15 protein-coding genes are annotated in these 13091 nt (G+C 63.3%); 9 read left to right on the top strand and 6 right to left on the bottom strand.

The annotated features are described in order from the left end of the window. Positions 1-18 precede the first annotated feature (18 nt). The 3 genes from KP701_RS01340 to dinB all read right to left on the bottom strand — a co-directional run bounded on the left by KP701_RS01340 (position 19) and on the right by dinB (position 2951). Entirely contained in the window at positions 19-1212 is a 1194-nt protein-coding gene (locus tag KP701_RS01340; protein ID WP_215745356.1) for an MFS transporter, read from the bottom strand. Between the two features lie 128 nt (positions 1213-1340). After that, positions 1341-1775, bottom strand: a complete 435-nt coding sequence (locus tag KP701_RS01335) for a hypothetical protein (RefSeq protein WP_215745355.1) — start codon at positions 1773-1775, stop codon at positions 1341-1343. Positions 1776-1880: 105 nt separating this feature from the next. Further along, positions 1881-2951 (bottom strand): DNA polymerase IV, encoded by a 1071-nt coding sequence (gene dinB / locus KP701_RS01330; protein ID WP_215745354.1) that lies wholly within the window; start codon positions 2949-2951, stop codon positions 1881-1883. 50 nt (positions 2952-3001) lie between these two features. On the opposite strand from dinB, the gene KP701_RS01325 reads away from it, so the two are divergent. Both KP701_RS01325 and KP701_RS01320 read left to right on the top strand, forming a co-directional pair. After that, positions 3002-3592 (top strand): NUDIX hydrolase, encoded by a 591-nt coding sequence (locus KP701_RS01325; protein ID WP_215745353.1) that lies wholly within the window; start codon positions 3002-3004, stop codon positions 3590-3592. A gap of 33 nt (positions 3593-3625) precedes the next feature. Further along, on the top strand, positions 3626-4183 hold the full coding sequence (locus KP701_RS01320) for a hypothetical protein (protein ID WP_215745352.1): 558 nt from the start codon (positions 3626-3628) through the stop codon (positions 4181-4183). 2 nt (positions 4184-4185) lie between these two features. Here KP701_RS01320 and KP701_RS01315 read toward each other — a convergent pair whose 3' ends face one another. From KP701_RS01315 to KP701_RS01305, 3 genes are all read right to left on the bottom strand, one after another. Continuing rightward, on the bottom strand, positions 4186-4479 hold the full coding sequence (locus KP701_RS01315) for a putative quinol monooxygenase (protein ID WP_215745351.1): 294 nt from the start codon (positions 4477-4479) through the stop codon (positions 4186-4188). 80 nt (positions 4480-4559) lie between these two features. Next, entirely contained in the window at positions 4560-4937 is a 378-nt protein-coding gene (locus KP701_RS01310; RefSeq protein WP_194689721.1) for a hypothetical protein, read from the bottom strand. 59 nt (positions 4938-4996) lie between these two features. After that, a complete protein-coding gene (locus KP701_RS01305; protein ID WP_215745350.1) occupies positions 4997-5833 on the bottom strand; it encodes a PadR family transcriptional regulator in 837 nt (278 codons plus the stop codon). A gap of 130 nt (positions 5834-5963) precedes the next feature. Between KP701_RS01305 and KP701_RS01300 the strand changes: the two genes are divergently transcribed. The 7 genes from KP701_RS01300 (at position 5964) to hrpB (ending at position 13058) form a co-directional block, all read left to right on the top strand. Further along, positions 5964-6740 (top strand): TVP38/TMEM64 family protein, encoded by a 777-nt coding sequence (locus KP701_RS01300; protein WP_252345314.1) that lies wholly within the window; start codon positions 5964-5966, stop codon positions 6738-6740. Positions 6741-6784: 44 nt separating this feature from the next. Next, complete coding sequence (locus tag KP701_RS01295; protein WP_215745349.1) at positions 6785-8053, top strand: multidrug effflux MFS transporter; 1269 nt, start codon at positions 6785-6787, stop codon at positions 8051-8053. A gap of 13 nt (positions 8054-8066) precedes the next feature. After that, positions 8067-8423 (top strand): response regulator, encoded by a 357-nt coding sequence (locus KP701_RS01290; protein ID WP_215745348.1) that lies wholly within the window; start codon positions 8067-8069, stop codon positions 8421-8423. A 107-nt stretch (positions 8424-8530) separates the two neighbouring features. Further along, the gene (locus tag KP701_RS01285; protein ID WP_194689717.1) at positions 8531-9070 is read left to right on the top strand and encodes an adenine phosphoribosyltransferase; all 540 of its coding nucleotides are present in this window, start codon (positions 8531-8533) and stop codon (positions 9068-9070) included. A 23-nt stretch (positions 9071-9093) separates the two neighbouring features. After that, positions 9094-9924 (top strand): NADPH-dependent oxidoreductase, encoded by an 831-nt coding sequence (locus KP701_RS01280; protein WP_215745347.1) that lies wholly within the window; start codon positions 9094-9096, stop codon positions 9922-9924. 327 nt (positions 9925-10251) lie between these two features. After that, the gene (locus KP701_RS01275; RefSeq protein WP_215745346.1) at positions 10252-10458 is read left to right on the top strand and encodes a cold-shock protein; all 207 of its coding nucleotides are present in this window, start codon (positions 10252-10254) and stop codon (positions 10456-10458) included. A 92-nt stretch (positions 10459-10550) separates the two neighbouring features. Further along, positions 10551-13058: an ATP-dependent helicase HrpB gene (hrpB, locus tag KP701_RS01270; RefSeq protein ID WP_215745456.1), complete on the top strand. Its 2508-nt coding sequence runs from the start codon at positions 10551-10553 to the stop codon at positions 13056-13058. Positions 13059-13091 lie beyond the last annotated feature (33 nt).

Below are 13091 nucleotides of genomic sequence, written 5' to 3'. Positions count from 1 at the left end.
AGTTGAAGCGAGGATCTGTCACGTGCTCCGGCGGCCCAGGGAACGGCTGATCACCACCCCCACCAGACAGCAGATGGCGGTGGTGGCGAACATCGTCCTGTAACCGGCGAACTCGATGACCTGTCCAAGAAACAGCCCCGAGCACGCGATGGCAAGGTCAATGAAGATGGAATAGGCCCCAAGAGCCGCCCCGCGGTTCTCCGGACCCGCGCTGTTAACGGCCAGAACGCCGAGGGCCGGGAAGAGCAGCGAGAAGCCCGCCCCCGTCAGTGCAGCGCCCACAAGGGCGGCGGATGGTGTCTGGAAAATGCTGAGCGTGGCGAGTCCGAGTGCTTCCACCAGCAGCGAGACGATCGCCACGAACACGCCCCCCCGCTTTGCGATCTGCGAGGCGAAGAAAAACCGGATGACGACGAAAGTGAATCCGAACACTGCCAGCGCCGTCGCCGCCCCTTGCCAGTGCAGCACCGAATAATACAGCGCCAGGAACGACGAGATCGCCCCGAATCCAATGGACCCCGCCGCCAGGGCTGAACCATGCGGGAGGACGAGTCGGAGCGCGCGGGCAAAGGGAATGGGCTGGCTGGTCGAGGGGATGGGTTTGACCGCCGGATAGAACCCGATCAGCGCCAGACCGAACAGCGGCAGGGCCACCGAGAGTATGCCCACCGAAACCAGCCCGCCATAGGGTGCGTCCAGCATGGACAGCTTGGCTCCGATCGGCGCACCCAGCGCAATCCCGCCATAGGAGCAGATGCCGTTCCACGAAATGGCGAGGGCAGTATTTTCTGCTCCGGCGCGCCGGATGTTCCAGACGATCACCCCGGTCGCGGCCCAGCTTTCCGCCCATCCCAGCAGCAGGCGGCTGAACAGCAGGACGCCCAGCGACAGGAGCGGCGTGGCGGCCAGCAGTCCCGATCCGGTTATCAGAAGGCCGGACAGCAGACAGGTGACGAGCCCGCCGATGACTACGGGTTTGGGACCGATCCGGTCTACCAGCCGCCCGGCGGAGGGGCGGGCCGCGAAGGTCGCGAAATACTGGAGCGAGAATGTGATGCCCGCGACGGTTGTGCTGTAGCCCAGGCCCTGATGGACGAAAATCGTCAGGACGGCATTGGGCAGGCCGATCACGATATAGACGAGAAGATTGAACAGGACGACGGCAAGAACGCGTTTCGTCGGTGAGTCCGCCGGCGTGTCTTGCGCGGTCATGGTTCTGCTCTCCTGAGGCTCGGCTGTAAAAAAGATCTTCTCTGGCATAGGCCAGATGAGGGAGGTCGTCACGGGGCCGTGTTTTTTCGCACTTCACAATAGCGCGTGAAATCGTCTGCAATCAGAGGCTAAACGGGCTGACGCAGACGGGACGCAATGGACGTGCAGACAGTCTGGCGCAGTGGCATGGGCATGGACGGCAGGGCATACTGTTCGCGCTGTCCTGTCCGCAGGCTGAGGGCCTGAAGAATGCCCTGTTTTCCCGTGACATAGGCCCGGTCGGTCTGAACAGGGGCGGTGGCACTTCCGGTTCCGTTTCCCGTCAGCATGGCGTTCTGCCGGCAGTAATGCAGTGTCCCCACGAGGTTCGCGGGGGTCGCCGAGGACAGGTCCGGTTCTCCCAGAAATGCTACCGAATTGCGGGCCGGGGAGAAAGGGTGTCCCTGCTGGTTGCGAGAGAGGGTTTTCTCGAAATCCGGCGACAGAGCGGTTCTGGAGGCACAGCCTCCCATCATCAGGAGCGGCGCCAGCAGGACAGTGGCCGGAAAAGTGGGGCGGGGCATGCGTTGGTCCATGCGGTGGAAAAAGGGCCCGTTCAGAACAGGCTGATCCCCAACGCATCAGACGCCGGAAAGAATGCAATTCTGTCCGGCCAGCGCCGGGCGCCCTTAGAACAGCAGTTCCATCTGGTCACAGGGCGCGCTCTTCGCCGCATGAAAGCCCGACAGTGTCAGCCCGAGCAGTCGCACGCCGGGTACGAACGGAAACAGCGGCGTCATGAGGCTCTGGCCCGTCTCCAGCAGGACGTCTTCGGACGGAACCGATGCAGAGAGGGTTCGGGCGCGGGTGATCTGGCGGAAGTCGGCGTATTTGACTTTCAGGGTCACGGTCCGGGCCTGAAGCTGGCGGCGCTGTGCGCTGCCCCAGAGTTTGGCGGCGATCTGCGCCAGTGCCTGATGCGCGTCGTTTCTGGAAGTCAGGTCCTGAAGATAGGTCTGCTCCGTGCCGAGGGATTTGCGTTCCCGGTTCACGACGACAGGGCGGTGATCGATCCCGCGCGAAATACCGTAATAGAACGTCGCCGCCTTGCCGAAATGCCGGGTCAGCGTCTCGATGTCCCGCTCCCGCAGATCGGCTCCCGTCTCAATGCCGAGAGCACGCATTTTCCGCGCCGTGGCTGGCCCGATACCGTGAAATGCATCGACGGGGAGGGCAGACACGAAGTCCGGTCCCATCGCGGGCGTGATGACGAAAAGTCCGTCCGGCTTGCGGTAATCCGAGGCCAGCTTGGCCAGAAACCGGTTGTAGGATACGCCGGCCGAGGCAGTCAGTCCCGTCTCGGCATGGATATCCGCGCGGATGCGGTCCGCGACAAGAGTGGCCGAACCATAGGCGCCCAGATGGTCCGTCAGGTCCAGATAGGCTTCGTCCAGCGACAGCGGCTGGATCAGGGGCGTGTAGCGCGAGAAGATGTCGTGGATCTGCGCCGAGACGCTGCGATAGACGTCAAACCGCGCAGGCACGAATACAAGCTCCGGGCAGAGGCGCCTGGCCGTGACCGACGGCATGGCCGAGCGGACCCCGAAACGCCGGGCCTCATAGCTTGCGGCGGCCACAACGCCGCGTGCCTCGCCCCGCCCAACCGCGAGCGGGCGGCCGCGCAGGGAGGGGGCGTCCCGCTGTTCGACAGACGCGTAAAATGCGTCCATGTCGATATGCACGATCCGGCGTTGCTCCATGATGCAAGTTTCGCCGATTCGGAAGAACGAAACAAGATCAGGATCCGTCCATGAGCTCCGATAAAAGCCCCGGGAAAAGTCTCGAAGACGCCCGCAAAGATGCCGGTTTCCAGACGCTTTCGACCCGACTGGCCTATAGCAACCCCTGGACCGCCCTGCGCGAGGACATCATCGTCCATCCCAACGGCAAGCAGGGGCTTTATGGCATTGTCGAGCGTGGCGAGTTCGTCGTGATCCTGCCCCTGCATGCCGACGGCAAGATCACGCTGATCCAGCAGTTCCGCTATCCCGTTGGCGAGCGGCTGTGGGAGCTTCCGATGGGGATGTGGGAGACGAAAGAGAACGTCGATCCGGTCGAACTCGCGCTGGGCGAACTGCGGGAGGAAACCGGGTTGCGCGCCGGTGAGATGATCCATGTCGGCAGCATGTATCAGGGTGCAGGCTACTCGAACCAGAAAGGTCATGTCTTCCTGGCCCGCAACCTGACGCGTGGCGAAACGGATCGTGAGGCGACGGAAGAAGACATCACCTGCCACGACATGACGCTTGAAGCGTTCGAGACCATGATCCGGGACGGCGAGCTGAAATGCATGGTCTCGCTGGCCGCTTTTGCGCTGACCCGGGCAAAAGGGCTGATCTGAGGGGTTTTCCTCCGACCTCACGGAACCGGAGATGTGTCTGGGACGCTAGCTGTGCTCCAGCACATCATGAAGGTCCCGATGGTCGAAACCGCATCGCCGTCTCCCGATACCAGCCAGATCATCGCACGCGGCCATCCGACCGATAATGAACTCCTGGCCTTTTATCGCTCGGAAATCCGGTTCGAGACGGAAGTCGTGAACGGCCGCCTTCAGGCCCTTCTGGGGTCGCAGGCGTTTCTTGTCATCGCCTATGCGACGGCCATGACCGGTTCGACCAAAAGATGGGGTGACAGCATGGTGCTTCTGCTCCCGCCCCTGTTCTCACTCCTTGGGTTTGTCCTTGCCCTTATGGCACTGCCGGGCATCCGGGCGGCCTATGCGGCAATCGGGAAATGGGAGGGCAAGCAGCGGATCCTGCATACCCGCAGCCCGGACCTGACCGATTTTACACTGGCCCCCAATGAGGACGAAACCCGCGACATGATGCGCCGTGCCCAGCGTGGCGCACTGTTCGCCCATCAGGCCCCGTTCATCTTCATGATCGCCTGGGCACTCTTCGGGATCATCCCGTTCTATCTGTACCTGAAATAGCGTCAGATCACGGTGTCAAGAAAGACGACTGTCGATCCGCCCCCTTCGACCAGATGCGTAATCGTCTGGTTGAACACCCTGCCGTGCTCGGTTGCCATGTGAGCCTCGAAGGCCGCATCATCCCGGTAGGTTTCTTCGACATGAAACATGTCGGGGTCCGAGGCGAGCGTATAGACCATGAAACGCTCACAGCCGGGTTCGGCGCGAACGTCCCCAGCCAGTTTCGTCAGCAGATCGCGCAGGGTTTCGCGCTTTCCGGGCAGCGCTTTGAGCGTGGCGTAAAGGGACTTGGCCATGACGCGGAACCTCGTGCTGTTGGAAGGTCCGTTATCATTGAGCCGTTAAGGCCGATCCGCAACGGCACAGCTGCGTGAGGCTAGGATTTTTCCAGCAGGGCCTTGCAGCGCATCCAGGACATACGGTCGCGGAAGATGAACAGAACGTAGTAGTCCAGCTCGCGACTGCGGGTTTTCGTGGTGCGGGTATAGAAGGGATAGACGTCGAACGGCCCCTGAAGTCCGGTCGGCGCGGGTTCGGACGGCAGGATGCAGTTTACCCGGAACAGCGGCATATAGACCGCATCGTCCCCGGGATTGCGCCGCACATGCCACAGGTTGCGCCGGAACTTCTTCAGCCGTTCAGGCAGAAGAAAGACCATCGATTTCTCGATGAATCCCTCTCCGAAATGCTCCGGCCGGTAATACCGCATGTCCTCGGGCATGTTGCAGAAATGGGGATGGTCCTGAACGATCATGGCCCATCCTTTACGGCATTGTGCCGTCCGTTGGGAGAGGTGCTCCAGTGTTCCCCGCCTTATTCGGCCGGAGCATTTTCCGAAGACGCCTCGTCAGCAGCCGGGGCGCCGATTTCCGCAGCGGCACGGCGCAGGATGGCCACGATCCGCCGCAGTTCGTTCGCATCCGCGCCACGGCGGGACTTAAGGGCGGCCTTCAGCGCAAAGCGCGCATCATGGAACTCCTGCCCCAGCGTCGGGTCGAGGTCGTTGATGCCGGTAAAGGCCTCGCGGACATCAGCCATACGGGCACCGATCCGGCTGAGAACATCGAGGATGCGATCGGCCTCCTCTTTGTTGGCCTCGTGATGCGCCTTTCCTTCATCCGTCAGGCTGTAGAGCTTGCGGTTGCCTTCCTGGGTAACGGCGGCAAGACCGGTTTCTTCCAGATAGGTGAGGGACGGGTAGATCACGCCGGGGCTGGGCTTGTAGAAGCCGCCGGAGCGCTCCTCGAGGCGCCGGATCAGCTCATAACCATGGGCGGGGGCTTCGGCGAGCAGGGCCAGGATGACGAGCTGAAGCTCATCGGCCGTCAGCTTGCGACCGCGTGTGAAGCCTTCGCCTCCCAGATCACCACCAAAGCCCTTGCCGAAACGGCCCCCCCGCATTCCGCCGCCCATTCCGCCGCCACGGCCGCCATGCCGACGGCCGAAACCGCCTTCACCGCGCTCCATGCCCCGATGGCGTCCGCCGCGTCCTTCGCTGCGCCCGCGGTCTTTGTTGGGGCCCTGGCCCTGCTCTGCTCCTTCTGCGACGGGGCCTCCCATGCGGAAGAAACCGCGGCGATGGCCGCGATGGGGGCGCTGTCTAGCATCCGGACGGTCTGTGTTGAAGCGGTCAGTCTTGTGTTTGAACATTGTGTTCTCCTATTCGATATATCGAACGATATAGTATCTTAAGATATATCTTCAAGAGAAAAAGATAGTGGGTCGATTTTTTCCCCGGCCCTTGTTCCGGCACCCCCGGTGCAGGCATGAAATGCTGTTTATGGTCCGGGCCGTAGCCGAAGGGCGCTCCGGCTGGTATCGGGCAGGGATGGGTAGCCCGATTCCTCTTCCCCCCGATCCGGAACTGCGTCGCACGCTGCGACAGCTCGTCCCCTGGCGCGCGGCCCTGACGATCGGCGCGATGCTGGTACTGGTGGCAGCCCTTCAGCGCCTGCCGTTCATTCATCACCTGCTGGAAAACGCGCCGCACTGGCACGAGACGCCGGGCGCGCCGCTCTGGTTCCTGCTGCTGGCCGTGCCCTACAGCGCGTGTGGACTGCCGCGACAGGCGCTCTGCGTGGCGGCCGGACTGGCATTCGGACTGTGGGGCGGCCTTGTCCTGTGTTCGCTGGCCTATATGCTGGGGGCGGTTCTGGCCTATGGATGGGCGCGCGCACTCGCTCCTGCTGCGTTCCGGGCGCGGCTGCATGACAGACTGCAGGCGGACTACGCGGCCCTGGCCCGGACGCTCCACGCCAAGCCTTTCCGGGCGGTTCTGACGCTGCGCCTGATGCCGGTGGGATCCGCCCTGCTGGTCTCGACGGCGGCGGGACTGTTCGAGCTGCCGCTGCTGCCATTTTCGGTCGCGACATTCCTGGGAGGGCTCCCGCAGACCCTGATCTTCGTGCTGGTCGGCTCCGGGACGCGGATCGGGCATGTCCTTCAGTTGGGGCTTGCGGGAATCCTGTTCGTCGTGTCGGGTGTGCTGGGCGCCATTCTGCTCCGGCAGCATGGCCAGGCCGTCCCGAAGGACAACGCAGACACTCCGGCTTCCTGAAAAAGCTTCACACCACGCAACCTGAATTGAACAGGCAGACGCGCATGACAGATCAGAACATGACATTCAGACGGGGAGATCCCCTGCCCGCATGGCTGCCGGTTCTGCTGGGAATCTTTACGGCTGTCGGGCCGGTCTCGACGGATGTCTATCTGCCGGCCCTGCCTGAAATGGAGCGTCAGCTTCACACGGCTGCGGGCTCGGGCAGTGCCACGATGGCAGCCTGGGTGATCGGGCTGGCCATCGGGCAGATCACCATCGGCCCGATCTCGGACCGCTTCGGCCGCCGCTGGCCGCTGCTGCTCGGCATGCTGGGTTATACGCTGGGCGAGATCGGCTGCGCGCTGGCGCCGAGCATGACGTTCCTGTGCATCTGCCGTGTTTTTTCCGCCATCATGGCCTCGGCCGGACTTGTGGTGCCGAATGCGTGCATCCGCGATCTGACGGAAGGCGATGCCTCGTCGAAAATGATGTCCCGTCTGATCGTCATTCAGGGCACGGTGCCGATTCTGGCCCCCATGCTGGGCGGCTTTGCGCTCAAATTCGTGGACTGGCGCGTTATCTTCTGGGCCACGGCCGTCTATGGCGGCCTCTGTACCCTCCTGCTGATGACGATCTTCCCCGAGACGCTCGCTGCGGAAGACCGGCGGGACCTGCGTCCCATCTCCATCATCGAACGTTATATCTATATCCTGCGGACGCGCAGTTTCATCACGAACGGTCTGGTCTGGAGCTTCCTGGGCTTCGTGACTTTCACCTATCTGACGGCCGCCCCCATGCTGTTCGAGGACGTGTTCGGCATGTCGCCGTTCCATTACGGCATGCTCTTCGGCCTGTTCGCGATCTGCATGATCGGTGCGTCGGCCATCAACGGGCAACTCGTCGGACGGGTCAGCACAGGACGGATGCTGTTCTCCGCGCTGGGCGTCAGTCTGGCGGGCTGTGCCATCCTGCTGCTGCTGGCGCTGGTTTCGAATTATGATCTCGATCCGCAGGGGCACATCAAGGCGATGTTCCTGTGGCCACTCATCGTCGCGCTCATCATCACGATGGGACCGACGGGCATCATCGGTCCGAACTCCATGGTGGGCGTCCTGTCTGAACAGTCCGACCGTGCCGGTTCGGCCTCGGCGCTCGCAGGGACAATGCAGTATCTTTTCGGCGCCGTGGCGAGCGCCCTGTTCGGACTGATGCCGTCGGGGACCGCCGTTCCGATGGCGATCTTCATGTGTTTTGCCTTTGCCGCGGCCATGGGGTTCGCCCTGCTGCGTCCCAACCTGCCTGCCGTGGCAGAACCGTCGCACCACTCCTGAGGAAATATCCATCATGAAGGCCCTTCTGGTTGAAGACGATGCCGCCATCGCGCTGGTGGTCGAGACGGTTCTGGTGCGTGAAGGCTGGACCGTGCGCCATGTCCTGGACGGTGCCTCGGCGCTGGAAGGGGATGAGGCGCCGGATCTTCTGGTGACGGATCTCAACCTGCCCGGTGCGCAGAACGGGCTGGAAATCGCGCATCTGCTGCGCGAGCGCCGCCCGCAGATGGCCGTCGTGCTCATGTCGGGGGACTACGAAGAAAGCGATATGGCCCCGCAGGGTATGGCCGTCCTGCCCAAACCGTTCCGCAGGGCAGGGCTTCTCGCAGCCATCGCACAGGCCACCGAACAGGTACGGGATCAGACGTAAGGTCAGGCGTCCGGCGCAATCCGGGCTCGAGGACAGGGGTTGAGTTGGGGGGGAGACTCCCCTACATGCCGCGCTGTTTGCCATGACCAGATGAAAGCAGTGCCGCCATGTCGTTTCAGGATCCCCAGCCGCTCGATCTCAAGAACTACATTCGCGAGATTCCGGATTTTCCGAAGCCGGGCATCCTGTTCTACGATATCTCGACCCTGATCCGCTCGCCTGACGCCTGGCAGGTTGCCACTGCCCGTCTGGCCCGCGTGATCGCCGCCTGGCAGCCGGACATCCTGGCCGGAATCGAAAGTCGCGGCTTCCTGACTGCCGCACCGCTGGCCCTGCGTCTGGGTTGCGGCTTCACGATGCTGCGCAAGCCGGGCAAGCTTCCGGGCAAGACCATTTCCCTGAAATACGGCCTCGAATACGGCGAAGACGAACTGCATATCCAGGCGGACGCCATCAAGCCGGGCCAGCGCGTCGTGGTTCTGGACGATCTTCTGGCAACGGGCGGCACGCTGGCGGCGTCCATTGATCTTCTGCGCAAGGTCGGTGCCGAAGTTGTGGGCGCTTCCGTGCTCATCGAACTGGCGGGCCTGAAGGGCCGCGAGAAACTGGACGTTCCCCTGAACGCTTTGATGACATACGACGACTAAGGCGACGAACAAGGAAAAATCAGATGTCGGGCACCTCTTCCGAAAGGATTTCCACGCTGTGGCAGACACGGTACCGCACACCGGCGCCGAAAACACTGCCGGACAACGCGGTGCTCGACCTGCTGATGTCGCATCATTCGGTCCGGACCTATCTGCCCGATGCCCTGCCTGAAGGCACGCTGGAAGCCGGTATCGCCGCGGCATCCTCGGCCGCCACGTCCAGCAATCTTCAGGTCTGGTCCGTTGTAGCCGTCGAGAATCCGGAGACGCGCGCAAAGCTGGCCGAGCTGTGCGGAGGACAGAAACATATCGAGGTCGCGCCGCTGTTTCTGGCCTGGATCGTCGATCTGGCCCGGCTGGAGCGGATCGCCGAGCGGGCCGGGATGGGTCATGAAGCGCTCGACTACGAAGAAGTGTTTCTCATGGCGACGCTCGATACCGGGATCGCCGCCCAGAACGCCGTGACCGCGTTCGAATCCCTCGGTCTGGGCACGGTCTATATCGGTGGCCTGCGCAACCATCCCGAAGAAGTCGCCACGCTCCTTTCCCTTCCGCCGCGTTCGGTCGCGGTCGTCGGGCTCTGTGTCGGCAAACCCGATCCGGCCACCCAGAACGGCTACAAACCGCGTCTGGGACAGGACGTCGTCCTGCATCGCGAGCGTTACAGCACGGAAAACGAGGCCGAAGGCATCGCCGCCTATGATCGCATCGCGGACGACTACCAGAAAGAACAGGGCCTGACCTCGCGGGCCTGGTCGGAGACGGTGGCAAAACGGGTGGACAGCTTCAGAGGCCTGAGCGGACGCCACGTTATCCGCACGGTGTTGCACAGGCTCGGCTTTCCGCTCCGCTAAATGTGAAACCCGTGTCGGGAAAGAAATTCCGTCTGCACCAAAAGTGTCCTGGAAAGATGAAAGACGTCTTTTTTCAGGGATTTGGTGCAGATACTGGAACTCAAAAATAAACCATTCCCCCGGAGCTTCCTTTCGGGAAATATGCGGAGAGGGTTTTATTTTAAACTTGCGTCCCTCCGGAAATTGACGGCATATTCAGAGCGCAGCTGTTTTTCTGGCTGGAGAATATCGTCCTGCGTTTATGCGCATGGGCGCACCTTCCCCCTCTGAAAAAACTGATTACGTGAATGTTTGCGCGTAAAGCTGCGTTATCAAAGGAGACCTGCAATGGCGACAGGTACAGTAAAGTGGTTTAACGCCACGAAGGGCTTCGGTTTCATCCAGCCCAGCGACGGCACCACAGACGTTTTCGTTCACATTTCTGCTCTCGAAAAAGCTGGGCTGCAGAACCTGGACGAAGGCCAGCAGGTCTCTTACGAGATTGAAGACGGCCGCAACGGACGCAAGTCCGCAGGAAGCCTCAAGGCGATCTGAAGAAATGGTGGCTTCGGCCACCATTTTTCGTTTCAGGTGCTTTTCCGCGCCATCGCTTTCGCGCAGGCGCACGGTATAACAGCGGCTCTGCCCTGCTGTGCCGGAGCCGCGCCCTGACTTTTACCCTTCCTCCCGAACTTCCCGTCACGGCGATCCTGCCGGCGCTTCTGGCCACGCTGGAGACGCAGCCCAACGCCGTCCTCGTCGCTCCTCCCGGTGCAGGCAAGACGACACTGACGCCGCTCGCCCTTCTGGACGCGCCCTGGCTTGGAACGCAGCGTCTCATTCTCGTGGAGCCCCGTCGCGTGGCGGTCCGTGGTGCGGCCTCGCGCATGGCGTCGTCGCTGGGCGAGAAGCCGGGCGGCAGCGTGGGATTCCGCACCCGCACCGATTCCGCCGTCTCCGCCCGAACGCGCATCGAGGTCGTGACCGAAGGTCTGCTCCTGCGCCGCCTGCTGACTGACCCGCTGCTCGATGGTGTAGGTGCGGTGCTGTTCGATGAAGTGCATGAACGCTCGCTGGATCTGGACGCGGCGCTGGCGTTCTGTCTGGACATGCAGCGCGAAATGCGGCCGGATCTGCGGATACTGGCCATGTCCGCCACGCCGGATGGCCGCGCGTTCACAACGCTGATGAACGGCCCGCTGATCGAGAGCGAAGGCCGGCAATACCCCATCGATATCCGCCACACTCGCGACATTCCCCACATGCGGGACCTGCCCGAAGCCTGCGCCCGCGCGATCCGTCAGGCACTGGCGGAAGAAGAGGGCGACATTCTCGCCTTCCTGCCCGGAGTGGGCGAAATCCGCCGCACACAGGCGCTTCTGGACGGTACGGTTCCGGTCTTCCCGCTGCATGGCGAACAGACGACCGAGGATCAGGACCGCGCCATCGCCCCGTCCGACACGCGCCGTGTCGTGCTGGCGACGTCCATTGCCGAAACCTCCGTTACCGTCTCCGGCGTGCGGATCGTGGTGGATGGCGGTCTGCGCCGGGCTCCGCGCCTTGACCCGAATACCGGCCTGTCGCGGTTGGAAACGCTGAAAATATCCCGCGCCACCGCCACCCAGCGGGCAGGCCGTGCGGGGCGACAGTCTCCGGGTATCGCCATCCGTCTGTGGTCGGAAATGACGCAGCGCAGCCTGCGCCCGCAGGACGCTCCCGAAATTCTTGTCGCGGATCTCACGGATTTCGCGCTCGTCACGGCCGCGTGGCAGGAGGTCATGGGGACGGCGCCCGATAGCCTGCTCCTGCTGGACACGCCCCCAACGGGCGTGCTGGCGGGGGGGCGTGAACTGTTGCGTGAACTCGGCGCACTCGATGACGCCAACCATATTACCGTCCTAGGCAAACGCATGGCGTCTCTTGGCACGCATCCGCGTCTGGCCGCGATGCTCTGCGCGGCCCGTACCTTGCCGGAGCGTGTGACGGCGGCCTGTCTGGCAGCCCTTCTGGAAGAGCGCGATCCACTCCGTCCGCGTCCGAACCGCCCTTCCGGTCCTGCGCCGGGGGCCGATATCCGCGTACGCTTCGCCCTGTTTGAGCGTGACGATCCCCGCGCGGATCGGGCCAGCCTGTTCCATATGCGTCAGTCCGCCAAACGCTTCCTGCGCCGTATGGGCGACCGGGACGCGCCGCTCGCACCGCTGCCGGACCACGCAGGCGCGCTGCTGGCCGCCGGTTTCCCGGACCGTGTTGCACAGGCTGCTGGCGAACTTGGACGTTTCCGGCTGGCAGGCGGGGGAAGTGCCCGCGTCTCGGCCAATGACCCGCTGGCCCGCGAAAAGCTGCTGGCCGGTGCGGCGTTCCATACGCGGACCTCAACGGAAATCACGCTCGCAGCCCCGCTGGATGCCGAGAACCTGCCTCAGACCCTGCTGGACCGGACCCGCGAGCAGGTGGAAACGACTCTGGACGGCACATCCGGCCGCATCATCGCCCGCCGCAGGCTCCGTCTCGGCGCGCTGGTTCTGCGGGACCGCAACGGTGAAATCAGCCCCGAGGAAGCTCAGGGCCTCCTGATGCAACAGGTCGCTGCGAATCTGGCGCAGGCCCTGACCTGGACGGACGCCGGGCGCCAGTTTCAGGCCCGCGTGGCCCATGCCCGCGCGACCTACGCGCCCCATCTGCCGGACCTGTCCGATGACGGGCTGGCGGCATCGCTCGACTGGCTGGAGCCCTATCTGGCCGGGTGTGACCGGCTGTCTCAGGTCAAGGCGCTGGACCTGCTGTCCATTCTCCGCGCCCGTCTGGACTACGCCGATCTCGGCGCGCTGGACCGCAAGCTCCCGCCGCGCCTGACGCTCAAGGCCAGCACGCACGACATCGACTATACCGGTGCGGTCCCCACGGTCTCTGCCCGCGCGCAGGCCTTTTACGGCACGGCCCGGACGCCGGAGCTCGCCGATGGGCAGCTTGCCCTGCAATGCGCGTTGCTGTCCCCGGCGGGGCGTCCTCAGGCGATCACCGCCGATCTGGCGGGATTCTGGAAAGGAAGCTGGGCCGATATGCGCCGGGACATGCGAGGGCGTTATCCCCGCCACGACTGGCCTGAAGATCCCGCGACCGCCGAGCCACCCAAACCGCGCCCTAGGCGTTGAATCGCCATGATCTTAGGATGTGGAACAATTCTG

The organism is Gluconobacter sp. P1C6_b, from assembly GCF_018811945.1.
Classification (GTDB): domain Bacteria; phylum Pseudomonadota; class Alphaproteobacteria; order Acetobacterales; family Acetobacteraceae; genus Gluconobacter.
The sequence above is the reverse complement of the archived record's forward strand: the minus strand, read 5'-3'. Positions and strand labels throughout refer to the sequence as shown.

Bases quoted from the DNA above. Each gene is read 5' to 3' on its own strand.
- KP701_RS01280 (WP_215745347.1), top strand. From the start codon at position 9,094: ATGTCGGGCACCTCTTCCGAAAGGATTTCCACGCTGTGGCAGACACGG.
- dinB (WP_215745354.1), bottom strand. From the start codon at position 2,951: ATGGAGCAACGCCGGATCGTGCATATCGACATGGACGCATTTTACGCG.
- KP701_RS01295 (WP_215745349.1), top strand. From the start codon at position 6,785: ATGACAGATCAGAACATGACATTCAGACGGGGAGATCCCCTGCCCGCA.
- KP701_RS01315 (WP_215745351.1), bottom strand. From the start codon at position 4,479: ATGGCCAAGTCCCTTTACGCCACGCTCAAAGCGCTGCCCGGAAAGCGC.
- KP701_RS01305 (WP_215745350.1), bottom strand. From the start codon at position 5,833: ATGTTCAAACACAAGACTGACCGCTTCAACACAGACCGTCCGGATGCT.
- KP701_RS01310 (WP_194689721.1), bottom strand. From the start codon at position 4,937: ATGATCGTTCAGGACCATCCCCATTTCTGCAACATGCCCGAGGACATG.
- KP701_RS01325 (WP_215745353.1), top strand. From the start codon at position 3,002: ATGAGCTCCGATAAAAGCCCCGGGAAAAGTCTCGAAGACGCCCGCAAA.
- KP701_RS01340 (WP_215745356.1), bottom strand. From the start codon at position 1,212: ATGACCGCGCAAGACACGCCGGCGGACTCACCGACGAAACGCGTTCTT.
- KP701_RS01300 (WP_252345314.1), top strand. From the start codon at position 5,964: ATGGTCCGGGCCGTAGCCGAAGGGCGCTCCGGCTGGTATCGGGCAGGG.
- KP701_RS01335 (WP_215745355.1), bottom strand. From the start codon at position 1,775: ATGCCCCGCCCCACTTTTCCGGCCACTGTCCTGCTGGCGCCGCTCCTG.
- KP701_RS01275 (WP_215745346.1), top strand. From the start codon at position 10,252: ATGGCGACAGGTACAGTAAAGTGGTTTAACGCCACGAAGGGCTTCGGT.
- KP701_RS01290 (WP_215745348.1), top strand. From the start codon at position 8,067: ATGAAGGCCCTTCTGGTTGAAGACGATGCCGCCATCGCGCTGGTGGTC.
- KP701_RS01285 (WP_194689717.1), top strand. From the start codon at position 8,531: ATGTCGTTTCAGGATCCCCAGCCGCTCGATCTCAAGAACTACATTCGC.